Origin of the sequence: Halalkalibacter urbisdiaboli (assembly GCF_002156385.1) — a bacterium.
GTDB lineage: Bacteria > Bacillota > Bacilli > Bacillales > Bacillaceae_D > Halalkalibacter_A > Halalkalibacter_A urbisdiaboli.
The window spans coordinates 659,284-675,952 of sequence record NZ_MVJM01000002.1; the positions used below are offsets into that span (position 1 = coordinate 659,284).

Annotated in this window: 9 protein-coding genes and 1 riboswitch; all 9 genes read right to left on the bottom strand. The window is 39.7% G+C overall.

Annotation, left to right across the window (positions count from 1 at the left end):
* Window position 1: 1 nt before the first annotated feature.
* The 9 genes from B1R93_RS11110 to B1R93_RS11150 all read right to left on the bottom strand — a co-directional run bounded on the left by B1R93_RS11110 (window position 2) and on the right by B1R93_RS11150 (window position 16,525).
* On the bottom strand, window positions 2-1,858 hold the full coding sequence (locus tag B1R93_RS11110; RefSeq protein ID WP_088104035.1) for a GGDEF domain-containing protein: 1,857 nt from the start codon (window positions 1,856-1,858) through the stop codon (window positions 2-4).
* A gap of 130 nt (window positions 1,859-1,988) precedes the next feature.
* A riboswitch (cyclic di-GMP riboswitch) is annotated at window positions 1,989-2,078 on the bottom strand.
* A 140-nt stretch (window positions 2,079-2,218) separates the two neighbouring features.
* Complete coding sequence (locus B1R93_RS11115; RefSeq protein ID WP_088104036.1) at window positions 2,219-4,045, bottom strand: cellulase family glycosylhydrolase; 1,827 nt, start codon at window positions 4,043-4,045, stop codon at window positions 2,219-2,221.
* Between the two features lie 107 nt (window positions 4,046-4,152).
* Window positions 4,153-6,945: a glycoside hydrolase family 3 protein gene (locus B1R93_RS11120; protein WP_207634150.1), complete on the bottom strand. Its 2,793-nt coding sequence runs from the start codon at window positions 6,943-6,945 to the stop codon at window positions 4,153-4,155.
* 78 nt (window positions 6,946-7,023) lie between these two features.
* Window positions 7,024-8,715 carry an ABC transporter substrate-binding protein gene (locus B1R93_RS11125; RefSeq protein ID WP_088104037.1) on the bottom strand — a complete coding sequence of 564 codons (1,692 nt, stop codon included), beginning with the start codon at window positions 8,713-8,715 and terminating at the stop codon, window positions 7,024-7,026.
* A 42-nt stretch (window positions 8,716-8,757) separates the two neighbouring features.
* Window positions 8,758-9,591, bottom strand: coding sequence for a carbohydrate ABC transporter permease (locus B1R93_RS11130; RefSeq protein WP_088104654.1), 834 nt, complete (start codon window positions 9,589-9,591; stop codon window positions 8,758-8,760).
* An 87-nt stretch (window positions 9,592-9,678) separates the two neighbouring features.
* On the bottom strand, window positions 9,679-10,638 hold the full coding sequence (locus tag B1R93_RS11135) for an ABC transporter permease (RefSeq protein WP_088104038.1): 960 nt from the start codon (window positions 10,636-10,638) through the stop codon (window positions 9,679-9,681).
* A 351-nt stretch (window positions 10,639-10,989) separates the two neighbouring features.
* Window positions 10,990-12,501 carry a response regulator transcription factor gene (locus B1R93_RS11140; protein ID WP_165763786.1) on the bottom strand — a complete coding sequence of 504 codons (1,512 nt, stop codon included), beginning with the start codon at window positions 12,499-12,501 and terminating at the stop codon, window positions 10,990-10,992.
* Window positions 12,494-14,281, bottom strand: coding sequence for a cache domain-containing sensor histidine kinase (locus B1R93_RS11145; RefSeq protein ID WP_088104040.1), 1,788 nt, complete (start codon window positions 14,279-14,281; stop codon window positions 12,494-12,496). Before B1R93_RS11145 ends, B1R93_RS11140 begins: the two co-directional genes overlap by 8 nt.
* 216 nt (window positions 14,282-14,497) lie before the next feature.
* Window positions 14,498-16,525 carry a beta-galactosidase gene (locus tag B1R93_RS11150; protein WP_088104041.1) on the bottom strand — a complete coding sequence of 676 codons (2,028 nt, stop codon included), beginning with the start codon at window positions 16,523-16,525 and terminating at the stop codon, window positions 14,498-14,500.
* Window positions 16,526-16,669 lie beyond the last annotated feature (144 nt).

The following is a 16,669-nucleotide window of genomic DNA, read 5'->3' on the forward strand; positions in this document are numbered from 1 at the left end:
ACTATCGGCAGAAATTCAACCCATTTTTCCCTGATATCTTTGTTTGATACATTGCATTGTCTGCCCGCTTTAGGATTGTTTCCACATCTTGTCCATCATAGGGGTATATGCTCACCCCAATACTCGCAGATGTTTCAACTTCCTGTTCAAAGATAATTGTTGGTTCTCTCATAAATTCGACGACTTTTTGACAGTAAGCTTCCACTTCGGTTCGATCTGTATCTTCAATCGTGATCACGAATTCGTCGCCACCAATTCGATAAGCTTGAATATGGGTATGATCATCGACAAATGTTTGAATTCTCTCGGAAATCACTTTTAACAATAAGTCACCACCATTGTGACCAAAGGTATCATTTACTTGTTTAAATTTATCTAAATCAATATAGGCTAGTGCAAATTCTTGTTGATACTCCTTAGAAGTTAGTAACAGTTTCTCAACTTTCTCGTTAAAGGAATTGCGATTCTGTAAACCGGTTAGTTCGTCATAATGTGCCAAACGATATAATTGTTGCTCCGAAGCTACTAATTGTTGCGTCTTTTTCATTAATTGTTCATTTTTTGCTTCTGCTTCAACAAATATTTCTTTTAATTTTTTCGCAGCCTTCACAAAATTTTGTCCAAGAGCATCAAACTCATAAATATAACTACCTTTCCATCCGAAATCTCCCTTCTTATTTACACGCTTCGGAAGATCAGAGGTTGCAATTGTTAATTGAGATAACGATTTAGTTAGAATCCGAGTACAAAGAAAGGAGAAACAGCTTGCTAGTATAAATAAACCTATTAACACCTTAAAGTAGAACACATGTGTTTTTGCCAACGATAGGATTTCACTCTTTAACGGCATTAAAATGAATAATTCAAGGTCCAAATTCGTAACAGGAAAGCTTGAGAAATAATACCCTCTTAACCATCCCTCCAACGCTCGACTAGTCGATTGTCTAGGTAACCACAGGTAGAGATTCTGATTCACTTTTGACACATAACGATTTTCAAACATATCAAATCGTTCCCCTGATAAATATGAATCATCACTTGATACGATAATTTTCCCATTTTTATCTAATGCAAAAATGGACAAAGGAGTTTGATTCGCTATGTTTACGAACATTTCAGTAAAATGAGCCTTTTCAACAACCGAACCTAGCTTAAGCTTTTGAATGTCGGTATGATCCATTGTAGATATTCTTTCATCTACTCTTGCAACAGCCGACTCTATCTCATCTGTAAATGTTGTTATCACTTGTTTCTCTTCAAACCATCCATTTACGACTGTAAAGAAAAAAATCGGCATTACTGCAATCAGTAATGTTAACTGTGATAGCATCTGTCCAAAATAAAGCGGTGTTCTTTTCAACTTAGCAGATTTTAACCCAGGTACACGAGGCAAGTAATCAGCTAATATATCTGCTAACAAACCACATATTAACGCATTGACCAAAACTTGGAAATACCACAAATCTGCGACTACTTTTTCAGCGCCTGTTGTCCCCCGCTCTAAAAAAAAGAAATAAAAGGGCAACCAAATAACTACTCCGTAAACGACCGACCAAGTGAGAATATTCCTCCCTTTCCATCGGTATAACGCGCCAATGATTAAAACTTCGAGCACACTGTACCAAATTAATGCTGAGTCTCCTAAGAGAAAATAATTTACTAGATTAATACAAACAATTGAAATCAGCGCTTCCTTATAACCTAAAAGCCGAATTATCGCTAAATAAAACACAGCTGCAAATCCAAAATAAATGTCAAATAAGAGAGGAATTTTATAATGCTGCGTTACGATTCCTAAAATGACTAAACCTGTCCATATTATGAACTTCGTTGTATGACCTGACTGTTTACCGAACATGATTCGCCCTCCTTAGAAACCACTCCAGCTACAATAATAAAGAGAATACACCTACGACTTTTTACCTATAAAAAAAGCAACAAAAAAACTATTCCAGAGAATAGCCTGTTCAAGTCAACGACCCTTTTCTCTTTGCAACTGGCTGGTATATCGCTGTTCAACGACTTAACCCCTCATAGCTTTGCGCCCTAAAGTTTCCCTTAGTTTGCCTATTTTCCGTTACTTCAACTATAACATGAAATAAAATTCATGAGAATCAGTAAATAAAAAGAACAATCTACCACAAGGGCACTCCTTTCCAGTTTCAACTAAACCAAGAGAGGATCCCGTCGGTCCCACCGATAAGATCCTCTCCTACTGTTATTCAGAAACTTTGATTGTCACATCAACTTCTATACCGAGCGGAAAAAATTCAAATGTAATCGTCGAATCCTCTTCGATATAATTTAAAAACCTACTCGTCAAATAGAGATCGCCATCCATCGAATAAAAGTCGTCTTGGTAGTTTGTATATGGAGTCCAACTCCATTGTTCCTCTAGCACTGGAGCACCAGAAGAGTCAACGATCGCCCTAACTGTTGCAAGCTCTGTACCATTTAAAGAAGCGGGAATTTGCAAATCCTCGGATATGACTTCTGATTTGTCTAATGTAAATGAATACTGTGAAAGTTCCGGCTCGTCGTATTGAACAATATCTACTGTTTGACTTGCGCCTTCAGAGAACGTAAATTTCAACGTTTCAGCAACTCCTAATTGAGATGACTGTGTAACATCTGACATAAATGATTCTAGTAACGTGATTTCATTACTTTGTTTATTATAGGTGTAATCCGTGCCTTCCTGTAACGTCTTCATTTCCGTTGCGACTTCAATTAACTGATTTCCATTTAGCTCCAGTTGGAGTATTTCATCTGTTGTAGCTTGTTGCGTATTTACATACAGCCTTGCTGGTTTGACAAATGAATTACTCGTACCTAAACCTGCATGAACAATCATCTCTTTTAGAACCTCATCACGCCATTGGCTCGTTCCCCTATTAAAATGCTCACCATTATCCCAAAACATCGTCGTCATTCCAAATTGATAGGCTGTACGAACAAGATATTCATTATAAACCCATTTGGAAAATGGCTCATTGTTAGCTAATGTTCCAAACTCACCGATAACAACCGGAATCCCTTTACTCACATACGTATCATAAAGGACTTTCATATCTTCATAGATAACCTGTTTATCCTCTTCTGATCCCCATTCGACCTTGCCCCACCAATTAGAAACAAAATCCCAAGGGTTATAATTATGAACGGTTACAATCAGACGTTGATCATTAGGAACAGCTAGACCTTCAACAGTATCCCATGTATCATTATAAAAACCACCAATCATAACTAGACGTTGGTCATTAAATCCTCCTGATGTTCGGATAATGTTAAGGATGTCTTCGTTCGTCGCATTTGTTTCTTGAGCCGTGAAACCGACAGGCTCATTTAATACCTCAAAAATTAGCTTTTCATTTTTATCTTTAAAGCGCTCGGCAATTTGCTCCCATAACTTATAAAACTTAGCTAGCCCTTCAGGTGTTTTCTCTGCTTCCTCAATCCATTGCCATGAATCATGATGGACATTTAACACGACATACATATCTCGTTCTAAAACCCAATCGACGACTTCCTCAACCCGGTCCATCCATTCACTGTCTACTTCATAATTTGGGGCAGAGCCGATATAAGAATTCCAAGTAACTGGAACACGAATACTGTTAAATCCTGAGTTTTTTATATCGTCTATCGTCTGTTCTTCAACCGGATCGTTATTCCATGAAAATTCATACGGAATTGCATCTAATGAATTTCCTAAATTCCATCCTGGTGACATGTTTTTTGTTGCGATCATCGGGTCAACATCAACAAAGTGAGATTCCGTTGGTTCTGGTTGTTCTGTCGGATCTGGCTGTTCCGTTTCTCCTTCAACCTCCTGCCATACTCCCCATTGACCTGTTGTTCCTGGTTCTTCACCTCTCGTCCACCATTGTGCCTCCCAATTTCTTTCTTGATGTAACACCTTATCACCACTATTGTAGATTTCATCAGGCGACCAACTCGGATAAGCGGCAAACGCGGCTGAGGTCAATGTGAGACTGATAACAAAGACGACAATGAACAATAGATAGCTCCGTGTAGTGAACAAAGAATCACTCCTATTTATGATTTAATGTTGACCCTATCAGAATATGACCGTGCTCTCCTCCTTTTTAGTTGAATTAGATAAGGTCAAAATCGATAAACAACAACCACTCATTTCGTATTTTGTAGTAGCTTCAATGAATAGATACTCATGTCCCCATCAACGGTGATAAATACGTTTTGCTCTCCTGAGATTACGGCTAAGCTAATAAAGATAGTTTGATCTTGTTGCTTTGTTTCAACTTGATATGAGCCGACAATCGCTCCTTCTTGCTGGAGTTTAACCTCTATTTTCGAGTTCGTATGAGGGTAGATTGTGAGCGCCAATTCGCTGCTCATTTCGTCGTTTCCAAAGTCCACGTTATGAAAAGAGATCCATCCACCGCCAGGTTTCGTCCGGACGCAATAACCACCCTCTCTCCATTCTTCAATCGTGACATTCTCATACTGGTCATAATTAATCGCTTTAACGACTTCATTTCGTTTTCGGGCTGGAATCATCTCTCCTTGAACATGAACGGTTGAAGTAGTAATAATATTAGTGGCTGAACGGCCAATCATTACCTCATACGTACTGGTCTCGACACAGTAGCGCTCTTGCGTCACATCCCAAATGGCTAAATCGGAAACGGGTATTGAAAATTTGACTCGTTTTCTTTCTCCAGGAAGAAGTGAGACCTTATTGAACCCCTTTAACGTTTTTAATGGGCGCCGCACCCGTGATTCATTTGCCCGTACGTATAACTGGACAACCTCATCTCCGGTAACACTCCCACTGTTTTCAATAAACACTGCAACATTAATTACGTCTGAATTGGTGACCACTTCGAGATCACTGTACGTAAAGTTCGTATAGCTTAACCCGTGGCCAAATGGATAGAGCACATCTCCATCAAAATACTGATACGTTCGTTTTCCTTTAATAATATCGTAATCCATTATATCTGGAAGCGAATCACTCGAACGATACCAGGTCATACTTAATCGACCGGAAGGGTTATACTCCCCGTAGATGACATCGGCAATCGCATGGCCTAGCTCCTGACCTGCATGAGAAGAATAGATAATGGCAGGCACATACTCATCAGCCCAGTTTATAGCGTATGGATAGCTTCCAACGACAACAACAACTGTTTTCGGATTTGCTTTATAGACTTCTCTAATTAATTGTTCCTGTTTTGGAGGCAAGATAATATCCTCACGGTCAACACATTCTTTTCCGTTAATAAACGGGCTATTTCCAACAAAGACGATTGCCACCTCTGATTCTTTTGCCGCTTGAACCGCTGCTGTTATTCCATCTTCAATCACTTCAACTATAAACCTTTGTTCCGTCCATTCAGGTACGACTACTAAAGAACCATCTTCAGATACAGTAACCGATTGACCGTCCCAAGATTGAAGCGTTTCTGTACCGTCATCGTGCGTAACAAACGAAAAGGCTTCCTTTACAAACCAGCCTCTAGCCTCTGCGGATGTAGCAAATAATTGTTGGTTCTCAGTCACAAACTTCCCAGTTGTCACAGATTTTAATGTATGCTGTCCCCATCCCCAATCAGTCCGTTCGAATGTTTCCGCAAATGCCTCCTGTTCAGTTAAACAAAGCTGTTCATTCGTAGGAGCAATGCCCACGTAACAACCACTAGTAGCATCACGTAGTTTTATATAGTCATTTCCTCTTTTTAAGCTCGTTTCAGCCTGATCTACCTTTTCTTTTATCGCCTCATATGGAGTAACCTTATAAGATGGTGTCCCACTGTACCAATCGACATGGACTTCATCCGCTAACGGACCTAGGATTGCAATCTTTTTGAACGTCTCTCGTTGTAATGGAAGTAGGCCGTCATTTTTTAATAACACGACTTGCTCCTGTGCTGCTTTATAAGCAAGCTTGGCATGCTCTGGAGCACAAAGCTTAGAATCAGGAACATGTGCATATGGATTACGATCATCTGGATCAAATTCACCTAGACGAAAACGAACACTAAACGTTCGCTGTAATGCTTTATCTAAATCTTCTTCTTGTAAAAGCCCTTGAGCTAATGCATCATAAATCGCTTGGCACGATACATCAGCGTCATCAGTTATACTATCAATTCCACTTTTAATCGTTGCAGCTAAAGCCGCTGCATACGAATTATAGTACTTATGATCGTTTACAATACCTAACACATCACCAGCGTCACTTACGATAAACCCATCCATGTTCCATGCTTCTTTCACAATCTCTTGTACGTACGGATGTAGCAAAGCAGGTGTACCATTAATGGCATTATAAGCAGTCATCATTGACTTTGCCTTCCCCTCAACGAATGCTGGCTCAAAGGCTTTCAAATAATACTCAAACATGTTCCTAGGATCAATGCTTGCCGAGCACTCTCCTCGGTCAATCTCATTGTTGTTTCCTAAAAAATGTTTTAGCGTCGCCACGGTTTTTAAATAAAACGGATCCTCGCCTTGCATTCCTTGTACAAGAGCCTTTGTTAATTCCCCCGTTAAATGAGGATCCTCACCGTAAGCTTCCTCCGTTCTCCCCCACCTTGGGTCCCTTTCCATATCAACCGTTGGTGCCCATAACGTTAAGCCATGCTTTGCTTTGTCTCGTTGGTAATAGACACGCGCCTCATCACCAATCACTTCACCAATTCGTTTCATAAGGCAAGGATTCCAAGTATTCGATAAGCCGATGTTTTGAGGGAAGACGGTTGCTTCTCCTAACCAAGCAATTCCATGAGCTGCTTCGGTCCCATGCTTATAAGGAGCAACCTCTAATCGTCTCACCTCTGGTTGATACTGCATCATCAATTGAACCTTTTCGTCCAATGTAAATCTTGAAACGAGATCCTTTACTCGATCCTCAAGCGGTAGAGCAACGTCTTGAAATAGATACTTTGTCGTAGACACACCACCAACTCCTTTTTTAAAGATAGGCTTAGCCCCCAAGGTACTCTTACCTAGGGACAAGCCTTTTCTTTTAAATCCTTAATCGTTCCAGAGACGAATTTTCTGTTGTAAAAGCTCGTTATACTCCTGTTCCATCTCCTCTACACCAATTCGATCTAAGTCATTCATAAACTCAGCCCAAACCTCGTCAAACTCCTCAGGCTTCGCTAATATTGCTTCTGGAACTCGTTGGAACATGATGTCCTGTGCACGTTGGAACGTTAACGCGATATCCGAGCCTGAATCCCAGTTGATTTGCCAACCTGCTCCCCACGGTTTTACCGGAAATTCGTCTGCCTGAGGATACAATTCACCCCACCTTTCAACACCGTAATTAGCTAAAACCTCTTTTTCCTTTTCTGTATAATTTTCCGTAAGCTGTTCAGGTGTGTTCACTGTAAATGGCTGTCCTGTTGAATCTAGTACGCCATTTCCGTAATGCGGACCATACGCCTTGAAGACATCAATTCCAGTGCGGCGATTGTATTCACTATCACTTAAACGAGCTTCGCGTTCCTCAGGGGAGATGTAACGATTTCCGTTTTCATCAATCGTGTAATGTTCACCTTCAATGCCCCAGTTGTTTAAAATTTGTGCCTCTTCTGAAGCCATCCAATCTAAGAACTTAATTGCTCGAACCGGGTCAGGATTATCAACACTAATTCCAATTCCCCAACCAGCAAGATAGCCCGCATCTTGGAAATTGGCATGCTTAAATTCCTCAGATAACGTTACTGGATAAATACCATGCATTCTTTCAAACTTACCGTCTTCACGTAAAGCACGTTGAGCATCACTAATTTGCCAGTCAGCATCAATCAAGCCTAGTACACGACCAGAGGAAATCTTAGAAATATACTGGTCATACTGCTGAACAAAGCTTTCTGGGTCAAGTAACCCTTCTGCATTCATATGGTTTAACCATTTAAAGTACTCTTTCTCTTCTGGTCGTCTATAGTGAAACACTGCTTCTTGTGTTTCTTCATCAATAAACCATTCCCCGTCATCTGAACCACCTGTTGAAAAGAATGCTGGATTCGTAACCGAGATTAACATTCTCCAATCATCTGCAATTAATGACAACGGAATTGTAGGTTGTCCGTCAATTTCCGGATGCCTTTCATAGTATTCTCTTATCGCATTTTCAAAGTCTTTTACTGTTCTTATTTCGGGATACCCTAGCTCTTCGACAACGGCATGCTGTAACCAGAAGCCATTTCCTGGAGACCAATACTCCTCGTCAACTGCCGCTGTTCCTAAGTAATAAATCGACTCGTCGTCTTCGCTCCATCTCATCCGTTTTAAATAATCACCGTAGACCTTCTTAATATTTGGAGCATGCTCTTCAATTAAATCCGTTAAATCTAGCATTGCTCCTGCATCAACTAGTAAATCGCCATCTCCTTTAGGGAGAATAAAGTCTGGGTAATTACCACTAGCTGCAAATAAGGCTATACGCTCCTTAGGATCACCGAGCGCAAAGTCAGCCTCTAATGTCACACCTGTCTTTTCAAGAATTTTTTGACCTACGGGGCTTTTCATGCCGTCCCAGCTCGGGTTATTATCAGCTGAGAATAGCGTGAACGTAATCGGTTCTGTTGACGTTTCAACATCAACCTCCTGATTATCATCGTCCTTTGAAACATCCTCATTCGAACTACATGCTGCCATTAAATAAAGCATACTTACGACACATAACCACTTGATAACTTGCATATGACACCTTTTCATTCTAATAACCTCCTAAGTTTTATGCTCGATTCTCATAACCAGTTACTTGACAGCCCCTAAGGTCATTCCTTTCACGAAGTATTTTTGTAGAAATGGATAGACAATGAGAATTGGGACAACGGTTACGATCGTAATCGCCATTCTGACTGATTCTGGTGATACACGCTTCATAAGCTCTACCCCTTGACCACGGGTTGAATCCGCACCTGCATTCGTTGATGTACTTTGTAAAATTTTCATCAATTCATATTGCAATGTCGTTAACGCTGGATTCGAGCTATTATAAATGTACGTATCAAACCACATATTCCATTGCATGACAGCAATAAATAACGCTATCGTTGCTAGTACCGGTTTACAAATCGGCAAAATGATTTTCCAGTAAATAGTAAAGTCGTTTGCACCATCCATCTTCGCTGATTCTTGCAACGCAAAAGGTAGCCCATCCATATACGAACGAATAATAATGATATTCCAAGCACTTACAAGAAGAGGGAGGATATAAATAGCAAACGTATTAATAAGCTGTAAATCACGCATAAGCATATACGTCGGGATTAACCCCCCAGAGAAAAACATCGTTAGTACAATAATGACTGAGACGAACTTTCTCGCCTGGAAATCCTGACGGCTAAGTGTATACGCAATCATCGAACAAACAAATACCCCTAGTACTGTTCCAATCACCGTACGTAATACAGAGTTAATAAATCCTGTAATTAAATGTTCATACTGCATAATGACCGCGTAGTTTGCAAACGTCCATTCCCTTGGCCAAATATAAATCCCGCCGCGAACGGTGTCAGTTGATTCGTTAAATGAAATTGCTAATACATTTAAAAATGGATACAAGGTGACAACAACAACTAGAATCATAAATAGATAGTTTGCGAAGTCAAACAGTCGCTCTGATAGACTTGAATTTGCTACTCTCACTTTTCTTGCCACTTCATTCACCTCCCACTACATCACACTTGTTTTTGTTAGTCGCTTGAAAATCGTATTCGCTATGATGAGTAAAATAATACTAACAACGGAATTGAAAATACCGATTGCGGTCCCGTATGAATATCTCGCTAATCCAATTCCATAATTTAAGGCGTATAACTCAAGAACCTCTGAATAATCACGAACAAGCGAATTCCCGAGCAATAGCTGCCTTTCGAATCCAATACTTATCATGTTGCCAATGGATAGAATTAAAATAACCATAATCGTCGGGCGAATACCTGGTAAAGTAATGTGCCAAATTCTTCGCCATCTTCCTGCACCATCAACGCGTGCCGCTTCATAAAGTTGAGGATCGATACCTGCCATCGCCGCTAAGAAAATGATTGAATTCCAGCCCATCTCTTTCCATACATCTGCTCCTGTCACAATCCACCAAAAGAGCTTTTCTTTTGCCATAAATTGAATCGGCGAGTCGATAATGTTCAACTCGACCAATAGGTCATTGACAATGCCACCATCAGTCGAGAGCATTTTAATGACGATTCCCGCTACAACTACCCACGAGACGAAGTGAGGCAAGTACGAAATCGTTTGTACTGAACGTTTAAACAAAGAGTCCTTTATCTCGTTTAGCAGTACAGCAAAAATGATTGGGACGGTGAAGCCTGCTACGAGTAGCATTACACTCATCGCAATCGTATTTCTTAACACTAAATAAAAATGGTCATCCTGAAACAAATTGATAAAATGTGTAAGCCCTACCCACTCTTGCTCTGTAAACGCTCTTCCTGGTCGAAAGTTTTGAAAGGCCATCGTCCAACCCCATAACGGAAGGTAATTAAAAACGAGCACCCAAATGACAAAGGGGATGGACATTAAGTAGAGCCATTTTTGATTTTTGGCAGTTTGCCAAAAGCTTCTCTTTTTCGGAACGACAATCTCTGAATGCGCTTTCTTTGGCGACACTTCCATTTAAACCCCTCCTCTTTACACCTTTATCTTACCGAATCTCTTTCCCTTTAAATACCTGAAAGATTGCAACGAAAATCATGTACTTTTTTCACTGTGTATCCTGCTACGAACATGAAAGGGGTGTCTTAAAAGGTTCGCTCCCTTTTAAGACACCCCAAAAAAATAAAGCTCTAACAAGAAGAGCACTGAAAAACTACTTCATGTAACTCAAAGAAGAAGTAATGGCTTCGCACGTTGCGCGCCTTGCTATGAGAAAACCACTCATAGCAGGGCTTTCAAAACTAGGCAACGGCTCCACACATTACTTAAAGGGCAATGAAAAAGGGAAACCCACCCTTTTTCATTGCCCTTCTAACAAGGCTTCTTAAGCTGCTGTCGACGATAATTGGATGGTGAACATCCTACATATTTCTTAAATTTACTATGAAAATAATCAACATTGTTATAGCCTACCTTTTCGGCTACTTCATACACTTTTAACCCTTTTACTAGTAGCTTTTTAGCCTCACTTATACGAATCTTATCAAGGTACGTATTAAAGCTTTCACCCGTATAGCCTTTAAACAGTTTCCCTAAATAAGCACGGTTATAGTTAAACAATTCAGCTAATGTTTCTAGCTTTAAGTTTTCACCATATCTCTTATCGATAAAGTCTTTCAATTTTTTTAATTGATGCTCTTGATGATCATCAGCAATCTCAGTCATAATATCCGTTAATATTGTCTTAACGAACGATAGAAGTGCAGTAACTGTTCGCTGCTTATATAAATCAAGAATATACTCTGACGTTTTTAAAAAATAGTCCTGCTTTTCAGGATAAGCCTTAGTTAGCTTTGTAAGTAAACACGTTAGTACATGAGTCACACGCATTTTTACTTCGTTTTCCGAATAAACATGTTTATTTCTCGTTAAAACTAGCGATTTTAAATAAGTCTCTAGCTGTTCGTTTCCACCCATATCGAGCGCATAAAATAACTTATCAATCATCGCAAAATTCGTATAATCTTGGCTATCTGTTGGTTCCATGACCCCGGAGCCCTTCCTTAAATAATTCCCTCGTTCAAAGAAGAATTTCCGTTCAATTAGCTGAATAGCTTCCTGATAAGATTGCGAAATGTCTTTTGGATGATAGATCATGCTCCCTACCGAAGCTGTAAAATCGAGGTGATAAGCTTCAAATACCTTCTCCACTTCCTGATAAGGAGGTGGACGCCGATCAATTATAACAATGAATCCATCATGGCTAAGTACAGTCCCTTCCACACTCCAGGTCACTGCTCCTAGCTCACGCTTAAGTTTGTTCATACAATGGCTTGCCATATCCTTTTCTAGTTTAATACAGATGACTTGAAATTTCTTCCAATTTAATTGATAGCGCACTAGATTCTGTTCCAAATTCTCAGTGTTCCGCTGTAATAAAAGTGACAGCAGAAACTCCTCACGATTTCTTTTTCCATTCTTTATTTCTATTTGCTTCCGTTCTGCTTCTTCGTCTAGATTTGTTTTGATTGTTTCAAGATGCTGTATAAGCTCATCTTCATCAATCGGTTTAAGCATATAGCCAGCTACATGGATGGCCATTGCCTTCTTTGCATAATGGAAATCAGCGTAACCGCTAAGAATAAGGCATTGAACTTCCTCCTTAGCAGCTCGAAGCTTTTGAATAAAATCAAGGCCATCCATTTCAGTCATCTGAATATCGGAAATGATTAAATCTGGTTGTAACTGTTCGTATTGCTCAAGCGCATGAAGTCCATCGTTCGCTGTTCCTACTACTTGATATCCGTATTGCTCCCAAGGGATTAATGTTTTCAATCCTTCACGTACCGTTGGTTCATCATCGACAATGAGCACTTTATACATCAAACTCCTCCTTCTGATTAAGTAATGGTAAGTAAAAATAAACACAAGTCCCCTTTCCATATTCACTATGAATATGTAAGCCACTGTTTGAACCAAATTTCAATATCATTCGTTCATGTACATTCCGGATGCCAATACGATGCTCGTTATCCTCAGTTGAAGACAAAGAAGCTATTATTACAGCCCTTTTTTCCTCTGTCATTCCGATCCCATTATCGAGCACTTGAACTAGCACCTTATCTTCTTCTTTTGAAACAGTTACCGTCACCTTTCCGCCTTCTGATTCTCGGCCTAGCCCATGAATAACTGCATTTTCAACTAATGGCTGAATCACAAGTGGCGGGATATGAACATTTTCAACTAGTGGATCAAGATGGATTTCATAAAGCAACCGATGCTCAAAGCGAAAATTTTGAATTTCTAAATAGGAAGTGACCATGTCTACTTCTTTCTTAATCGTTATCATCTCACCACCAACTTCTAGACTTCTTCGCAATAGCTTGCCTAATCGTTTTACTACTTGAGAGATGTCCGATTCTCCTCGCATATGAGCCTTCATTCGAATCGTTTCTAAAGTATTAAATAAAAAATGCGGATTGATCTGACTTGCAAGCATTTTAAGCTTGATTTCACTTTGATGCTTCTCCAGCTTTCGCTTCTCTTCATTTTTCTCTTCTACCACGTGTAAAAGGTTTTTAATACTAACGGTCATATCATGGAACTTCTTTGAGAGCTGACCAATTTCGTCGTTTCCTTCAATAACTTCATTCGTCTGTAAATTACCTTGAGCTACTACATCAATTTGACTTCGTAGCGTAGATAACCGTTTTGACAAGAGGTGGGAAAACCAATAAATTAACACGAGTGCAACGATAAGGCCAAGCGAAACGATGACCATACCTAGCAGACTTATCTGATTCGCATCTTTATTAATTGTTGCATTAGAGATAACCGAAATGATTCGCAACTCGTTAATGCTGTTGTCAACGACAAGCTTATCTACCATAATTTGTGATGGTTCATCAAAAATAGGCGCTTCAAAAACACCTACGTCGCCCTCAATAATTGCACGCGGAAATTCAATTTCCGTTAAATTAAGACCTATATGCTCGCGATTTTTGGCAGCAACGATATGATTTTGTGAATCAACTATCATAGTAGGTGTCATTTCCTGCGATAAAATCCAATTCAACTGTTCTGTATTAATATCAATCACAAGCATTCCAGTTGAACGAAGGCTTTGATAATTAATTGCACGAATTAAACTTAAATTTTTACGGCCCCTCATTTCATCTTCTGTATAGTACCAGCCAATTAATCCTTTCCCATCGGAAGCACGTTTGTACCAAGATGTCTGTGCAACTTCATCTGAAATCGGAATAAATGTCCAATTGTTTAACATCGTAGGGTTATTGTAGTAAAAACGTATATTAGAAATTTCAGGATAATAACGGATATGATTTCGGAAATCTGAATAGTGGTTATAAGCATGAACAACCTCATACGTTGATTGATATGCTGTATTGACTAAATCCTTTAATCGCTGATCCAAAAGAGCATGATTTGAAACATATATAGGTGGTATGAGTACTTCAGCTGTCCGCTTTTTCACCCGGTCCATATCAATCGTAATCTGTTCAATGGCATTATTTAAAGCCATTTCTCTTAATTGATTTGTTAAAAACACACCGACAATCATGACAGGGACAATGACAACGACGATAAACGAAATGATTAACTTACTTCTAATTTTCATATCATTAAATTTCTTAATCTTCATGTCAATTCCCCATTTTAGTAGAAAGAATACCAACAAAAAGGTAAGCGCTTACAATAAGTATAGCAGACACCTCCCAGAAAAAGTAATAGTTATTTCAAGAAAAAATCATATAAAAATTAGTGATTACTCAATTACTTAAAGAAACAGTTCCAAAAGGGTTGTATCTGACCTTTTGAAACTCCTAGTACTTTTTGGTTATTGGGGCAGCCCAGTATTTTATAGCCTTTCTAACAATGCTACTCCCTTACCTTCTAGAGTTAATTGTTTAGAAATAACCTCATTCGTAAACAGGTTTTTAAAGCTGTGATCGCCTACATTCACAAACTCCTCCTCGGCATTATGGTTAAGAATAAACAAAAATTCCTTTCCGTCCTTCTCTCTCTTCGATACTTCAATTCCTTTTTTCGGTTCCACTAACGGACGAACATCTCGTTTCAAACAAATTTCCCTCATTAATTCATCAACAAATGATTGTTCCGGATCTGTAGCGACATACCATGCTTCTCCTTTTGCAAACGAATGAGCCGTTACAGCGGGGCGACCTTTGTAAAAGTCTTCACCATATTCGGCTATTACTTCTGCCCCTTCTGTGTGGATAAGATCAAAAAGAAGCTGACAGGAATAGGTCCCCTCTAGTGAGCCAAATCTCTGCTTCATGACGATTTGATTCGTATGCTCTGGGGATAGCGAGTCAATCTCCTCTGACCAAATACCGAGAAGGGTTCGAAGCTCTCCGGGATATCCCCCCAATGTCACACGGTCGTTTTCATCAACAATCCCACTTAAAAAAGTCGTCAAAAAGGTTCCACCATTGGCTACAAACGTCTCAATCCTTTTAGCATATCCTGGTTTCACCATATAGAGTACAGGGGCGATGACTATATCATATGAATCTAAACTGGCTTCAACTCCGATCATATCTACTTGAATGTTTTGTTTATATAACGCAGCATAATACTTATGGATTTGGTCAAGATAACGCAAGCTTTCATTTGGACCACTTGAATACTCTAAAGCCCACCAGTTCTCCCAATCAAATACAATAGCAGCCTTGGCCCGAATCGTCGACTGAAGCAGGGTATCAGTTAAATCAACTAATTCTTCACCAAGATTTGCGACTTCCTTAAACACACGCGTCTGTTCATGCCCAGCATGCTCAATGACCGCACCATGAAATTTTTCACAGGCACCTATTGAACGGCGCATTTGAAAATACAGCACAGAATCAGCACCATGAGCTACGGCCTGATAGCTCCAAAGCCGTAAAACACCAGGTCGTTTTAAAGAGTTATACGGTTGCCAATTCGTTTGACTTGGCGTTTGCTCCATTAATAAAAATGGCTGACCTTGTTTTAACCCTCTCATTAAATCATGCATCATCGCTGAATAACTAATCGGTGTATCAATAGATGGATAATTGTCCCACCCAATCACATCCATATGCTTTGCCCATTTAAAGTAATCCAAAGGCTTATAAGCACCCATTATGTTCGTTGTAACAATAGCATCGGGAATTTCCCTTTTTATTTCATGATATTCGAGCAAATAGCAAGCTAGCATACTGTCGGAATTAAACCGTGCATAATCTAAAGAAATCCCTTGAAACATCGTCCGGTTTTCGGCAAAATGCTCGCTAAGCAGAGAAGGAGAAACGATTTCGTCCCACTCATAAAATGTATGTCCCCAAAAACGTGTGTTCCACGCTTGATTAAGCGCTTCTAATGTCCCGTACCTCTCTTTTAACCAAACACGAAACGCCTTTTCACAATTCTTACAATAGCAGGCTCCACCAAATTCATTTGATATATTCCAAAGCATAATCGCCGGATGGTGTTTATACCGTTCAACTAACTTCTTTACTAGCCTCGTTGAAAATTGACGATAGGAAGGGCTATTTGGACACGAGTTGTGTCTGCCTCCAAATTTTCGCTTCTGACCATTAAATTCCGTGCGCAATATATCCGGGTACTTTCTTGCCATCCAAGCCGGATGAGCCGCTGTACTCGTCCCTAACCCAACCTTTATCCCGTGTTCGTACAAAAAATCAAGAACTTCATCTAACCATTCAAACTGATACGTAACTTCATCAGGCTGTGACAATGCCCATGAAAAAATATTCACACGAACAAAGTCAATATTGGCCTTTTTAAACAGGCGCATATCCTCATCCCAAACTGCCCGTTCCCACTGCTCAGGGTTGTAATCGCCACCGTAAACCATTTTCCCCATTCGTTCACTTAACATATAACACCCTCCCATTAAAACGATATTAGCTTGATCTTACCAATGCTTTAAAAGGTGGAATACCATAATAATGTCAGTGATTCTCCGATTAAAATTAGTGATGGCTCAAACTGCCTCACACACTCTCCCTAAAAAAAAATGCCT